General features: G+C 52.2%; 3 protein-coding genes. 1 reads left to right on the plus strand and 2 read right to left on the minus strand.

What is annotated here, in order from left to right; all coding sequences use genetic code 11:
• Positions 1–95: 95 nt before the first annotated feature.
• Positions 96–2,597: a glycoside hydrolase family 31 protein gene (locus ACESLU_RS11210; RefSeq protein WP_372638737.1), complete on the minus strand. Its 2,502-nt coding sequence runs from the start codon at positions 2,595–2,597 to the stop codon at positions 96–98.
• Positions 2,598–2,858: 261 nt separating this feature from the next.
• Positions 2,859–4,421, minus strand: a complete 1,563-nt coding sequence (locus ACESLU_RS11215) for a glycerol-3-phosphate dehydrogenase/oxidase (RefSeq protein ID WP_372638739.1) — start codon at positions 4,419–4,421, stop codon at positions 2,859–2,861.
• Between the two features lie 403 nt (positions 4,422–4,824).
• Here ACESLU_RS11215 and ACESLU_RS11220 point away from each other — a divergent pair.
• The coding region (locus tag ACESLU_RS11220) for a septal ring lytic transglycosylase RlpA family protein (protein ID WP_372638738.1) at positions 4,825–5,318 on the plus strand (494 nt) is incomplete at its 3' end.

Raw genomic sequence — 5,318 nt, forward strand, 5'->3', positions numbered from 1 at the left:
TGGATACGGGTTAGGGACGGACTCCTGACTCCTGACTCCTGACTCCTGAAGGATGCCGTTTTTGGGACGTCGGGTCAAAGAAGTAGCTTCAAGGTTTATTTTTTCTGCAGTATCGCCAGCTGCTGAAAATCCGGGGATACCTCCAGCGTGTAGGTCCCCCTTGATGCTTCGGGCAGCGGTTTCTCCTCCCCATCCACCTGAACAGCCGACGGCTCCAACGGCAGGCCGATAATATTAATCCTGGTTTTCGGGTAAGGGGGACTGTACGCGCCCTCCCGTTCTGCTGTAATCGTCATCCTTTCAGCACTGGATTTCACCGTAAAGGTGGTGAGCCGGTACTTGCCGTCCCGGTACTCATAGCCCTCCCCGGCATCTTCATAAAGCTGACTGGCAACCTGTGACTTGCTGTAATAGGCGTTCAGCTCCAGCAGTTCAGGGTCCCGTTCTCCGGTATACTGCATCACCTCACGCAGTGGCAAAACGGTCCCTTCCTTCACAAAGAAGGGCACCTCCTCCAGGGGCGCGGGGATCGTATGTTTATGTTTTCCCTTATAGCACCGGTTTGAGCGGAAATCGTACCAGCGGCCTTTGGGGAAGTACGCTTCTACTTCGGTTTGACCCTTGTCAAGGACGGGAGCAACCAGGATGTGATCTCCAAATAAAAATTCATTACTTTCCTCGACGGCCTGCTCATCCCTCTGGTCGTAATAGCCGAGAGGACGCAGGATGGGCCTCCCCTCCTGTACATATTTGTAGAATGCCGTATAAAGATAATGCAGCAAACGATACCGCAGCTCAATGATGGAACGATTGATATCGGTATATTTATCCCCGAAAATCCAGGGTTCCTGGTCGGCATCAATCTGGGCTTCCCGAAGCTCCACTTCCTCTTTTTTGACGGCAGCTGCTCCATCCACATTATATCCCATGGTATGATTTCGGAAAAGCGGATGAAAAATGCCCAGCTGCAGCCAGCGGGTGAAGAGCTCGGGGCTGGGCTTGTCGACGAATCCCCCCACATCCGATCCAACGAATGAGTACCCCGAAATACTGAGCCGCAGCGACTGTTCATTGGCCAGTTTCAAGTGATCCCAGCTGGCAATATTGTCGCCGGTCCACAGAGCGGCATAACGCTGTCCCCCCGCAAAATTGGCCCGGGTAAGAAGAAAAGGACGTTTATCGGGATTATGCTTCTTCATCCCGTCCAGTGAGGCCCGGGCCATCTGCATGCCATAGATGTTATGGGCCTTTTTATGGCTGCAGGGATGCCCGTCGAAATGGTGACGGATATCGTTGGGAAAGGTTTTAGATTCGACTTCGAAGACCGCCGGTTCGTTCATGTCGTTCCAGATACCGCTGATATTCTTCTCGGCCATCAGGTCCTCATAGAGACTCCCCCACCAGTCGCGCACGTCGGGATGGGTGAAGTCGGGGAACGTACACTGGGAGGGCCAAACCGGAGCAATGACGATCTCTCCGTCGGGACGCGTACAAAAGTAGTTGTTCTCAAGTCCCTGTTGAAAGACGAAATAGTCCTCGTCCACCTTAACCCCCGGGTTGATCATCACTATCGTTTCAAAGCCCTGCTCACTCAGATCGCTGATCATCGTTCCGGGATCGGGAAAAAGCTCTGTATCCCAGGTAAAGGTCCGGTAATCATCCATATAGTCGATATCCAGGTAGATCGCATCGCAGGGAATCCGCTTATCGCGAAATGTTTCGGCCAGCTCCCGGACCCGCGACTCGGGATAATAGCTCCACCTGCACTGGTGGTATCCGAGCGCCCACATCGGCGGCATCTCCGGCACGCCGGTAAGCCGGGTATAGCGCTCCGTGACATCGGTAAGATCGGGACCGTTGATAAAGTAGTAATTCATCACCCCACCCTCGGAAGAGAAGCTGCTTATGTTGTTTTCCCTGCGGTCGAAGCTGAAGCGGGTACGGTAGGTATTGTCAAAGAAAATGCCATAAGCACGCCCGTTATGCAGAGCCGCATAAAAAGGGACGCTGCGGTATAACGGGTCATCCCCCCTTTCATAGGCATAGGCGTCCGTATTCCAGTTTTCAAAAGCACGTCCCCGCAAATTATGTTCGTAGGCTTTGTCGCCCAACCCGTAAAACCGGTCGCCCGCGGGGGCCTGTTTGGTGACTTTGATCTCGGAAATACCTTTCATCAGGCTTTCGCGCCGGTAGAACCCATGCTGGTCTTCACAGAGCATATTTCCATCGGAATCAAAAAAGTGAACCAGCAAGTTCTTCTTTGTGACAATACCATTCACCCGGGAGGTGGAAAACTGGAAATAGCCTTCGTCCTCTTCAAACTGCAGGTCAACATCCTCCGGTTCGAAATCGGGATTAATGGCATAGGAAAAATCAGACCGTACATCCCCCACCAGAAAGTAGGTAAGTTGTATGATATCAGGCGTATGGACCCGAATCTGCAGCTCGACACTGTTTTCAGTTTTAAAAATGAGTTGTTGCTCCAGGCGCTCATGACTAACGACTCTCCCCGGCCGGTGACGGCTGATTATATCAGGTTTTCGGTCGTTGGTCTCATCAATGGCCTTGTTTTCTTCCTGTGGCTCTGTTCCTGACATGCAAATTTGATCTGTATTTTTTTATGACAACAGAAAATATAAAATAACAGTTATAATACAACGCCTTCTTCCTTTTTTATCCCTTTATTTCTTTTCCCCGATTATTTCGCATTCGTGCGTGAATATCCCGGGAAAAGGGATAGGAATTCGCCTTCCTGTCTATCCCAAAAACTAACGAAGTACCAGGCATGTTACCTGGGACGGGGTTCAGTCTGGTTGATTATTTTCCGGGACCGGGTTGTGGCATCATCCGGCTGGTTGTCAGTTACCTAAAAAATACCCGCGGGCCAGTTCGGTATAGTCTTCTACCTGCTGTTCAATCCACCGTTGACCGCGGTCCAGCTCGCCGGCCATCAGGCGGGCCACCGGTTCGGCAATCTCTATGCTGGCCCGGGCATCCAGCAGCAGTGACCGTGTACGGCGCGCCAGCACATCCTCAACCGTGCGTGCCATTTCACTGCGGACGGCCCAAATGACCTCTGCCTCCGTATAGGGCAGACGGGGATGGAGTTGCGGATTGCCGTCCGGCCGCCTGGAAGCAATCTTTTTAAGGGCCAGGGCATCGGAACCATACAGCTCAAAGGGATCGGCGGCCTCTGCATTTTTAAGCCATCCGTGCAGGCGCAGGTTTTCGGTCACGCTCTCCCGTTCATCCAGTCCCGCTACCACCGCCGCCTCATCAATCGTATCCTCGGCCATCTTGCGGTAGGTCGTCCATTTTCCCCCGGCAATAGTCACCAGCCCGGAGGAATCAATAAGAAGTGTATGATCCCGAGAAATAGAGGAAGTTTCTTCGCTCCCCCCGCGAGCCACCAGGGGACGAATACCGGCAAATACACTGAGTACATCCCCGGGTTCCGGATCCTTTGTCAGATAACGCGCCGCATGGGTCAGCAGAAAATCGATCTCTTCCTGGCGGGCACGCGGTTCAAGCGTGGGCGTATCGATGGGCGTATCGGTTGTTCCCACGATGATACGATTATGCCACGGCACCGCGAACAGCACCCGCCCGTCATCCGTTTTGGGGACCATAATCGCACTTTCCCCCGGCTGAAACGAACCGTCAAGCACGATGTGTACGCCCTGGCTGGGCCGGATGATTCCCGGGGCATCGGGATTATCCATCTGGCGGATGGTATCCGTAAAGGCACCGGTCGCGTTTATGACCGCACGAGCCTGTAGCTCAAAACTATGCGTTCCCTCACGGTCTTCCACCTTTACGCCTGAAACCAGCTTGTTCGCCTTGAGCAAGCCGGTCACTTCCATATAATTAACCCCGACGCCCCCCTCGTCGAATAGCGTTTGCAACAGGTTGACGGCCAGGCGGGAGTCATCAAACTGGGCGTCATGGTAAATAATGCCCCCGTCCAGATCCTCGGGCTCAAGAGTCGGTATCTGCTCCAGCGTCTCCTCTTTGGAGAGATGCTCGGAAGGTCCCAACCCCAAATCACCGGCCAGCTTGTCATAAATTTTGAGCCCTATGCCATAAAACGGTCCCTCCCACCAGTCGTAATTGGGAACGATAAAAGACTGATTCTTAACCAGGTGCGGGGCGTTCTGGCGAAGCAGTCCCCGCTCGCGTAGCGCTTCGAGCACGAGCGACACGTTCCCCTGGCGCAGGTAGCGTACGCCGCCGTGGACCAGCTTGGTGCTTCGGCTGGAGGTTCCTTTTGCAAAATCATGCTGCTCCAGCAAGAGCGTACGATAACCGCGCGACGCCGCCTCTACAGCCGTACCAAGGCCGGTAGCCCCTCCGCCGATAATAATGAAATCCCATATTTGGGGATCATTGGTCAGTTCACTGACAATGTCATCTCTTTTCATCTCCATAAGGAAAGATACCTGTAATTAGTTTGTCCAGGTTGCCCTGCGTAGCAGGATAATGAGCTTATGCTACCCGTTCTCTATACACAAGGACTTTACAAAGCCGGTCTTTTCATGATAAATGCAATTAAAGATTTACACATCACAATATAAAATTAAAAAACAGAATTCTTGAACTGTCGTCGATCATCTCAGGTAGTGCATCAGGCAATGACGGTTTACCTGTACATGCGGTCCCTTCCTGCAAATGGACCGCATGTTCTGTGAATCTTCAGCGCAGAAGGGCCGAGGTTAGACAAATTACTCAACTAATAATACAACTTTCCGCCTATCGTTGTATATTTTCAAGAAGCAAAAACTGCAATACTCATATTCCCTTAACTTGAACCCAACAATAAGCGGTGTGAAGTCTCTTGGTATTCTTGTTATAGTTATTGGGATCAGTCTTTTTATCTCTTCTTGTGGTTCGAGCTCACGCTTGCAGGATCCTGGTTCTGAAGGTCCGGCTGAAAGTAAAAATATCGACCTGGACCCCAATGCCCCGGGAAAAAAAATCGAAGAAGGTATGGCCAGCTGGTATGGTCCCAAATTTCACGGGAGGCTTACGGCTAACGGAGAACAGTATGATATGGATCAGCTTACCGCTGCCCATCGCACGCTTCCCTTTGACAGCATTGTCCGGGTTCGGAACCTGGCGAATGGAGAGTCTGTTATGGTACGCATCAATGACCGGGGACCGTTTGCCAAAAACAGGATTATTGATCTGTCAAGAAAGGCCGCCCGCGAAATCGAAATGATTGGTCCCGGCACCGCCGAAGTGGCGTTAATCCTGATGAATGACAGCCTTGAGCATCCGCGCGCGACAGATCTTAAAACAGCCACCTATACCGTGCAGCT

The sequence above is a fragment of the Fodinibius sp. genome (genome assembly GCF_041642155.1).
Classification (GTDB): domain Bacteria; phylum Bacteroidota; class Rhodothermia; order Balneolales; family Balneolaceae; genus Fodinibius.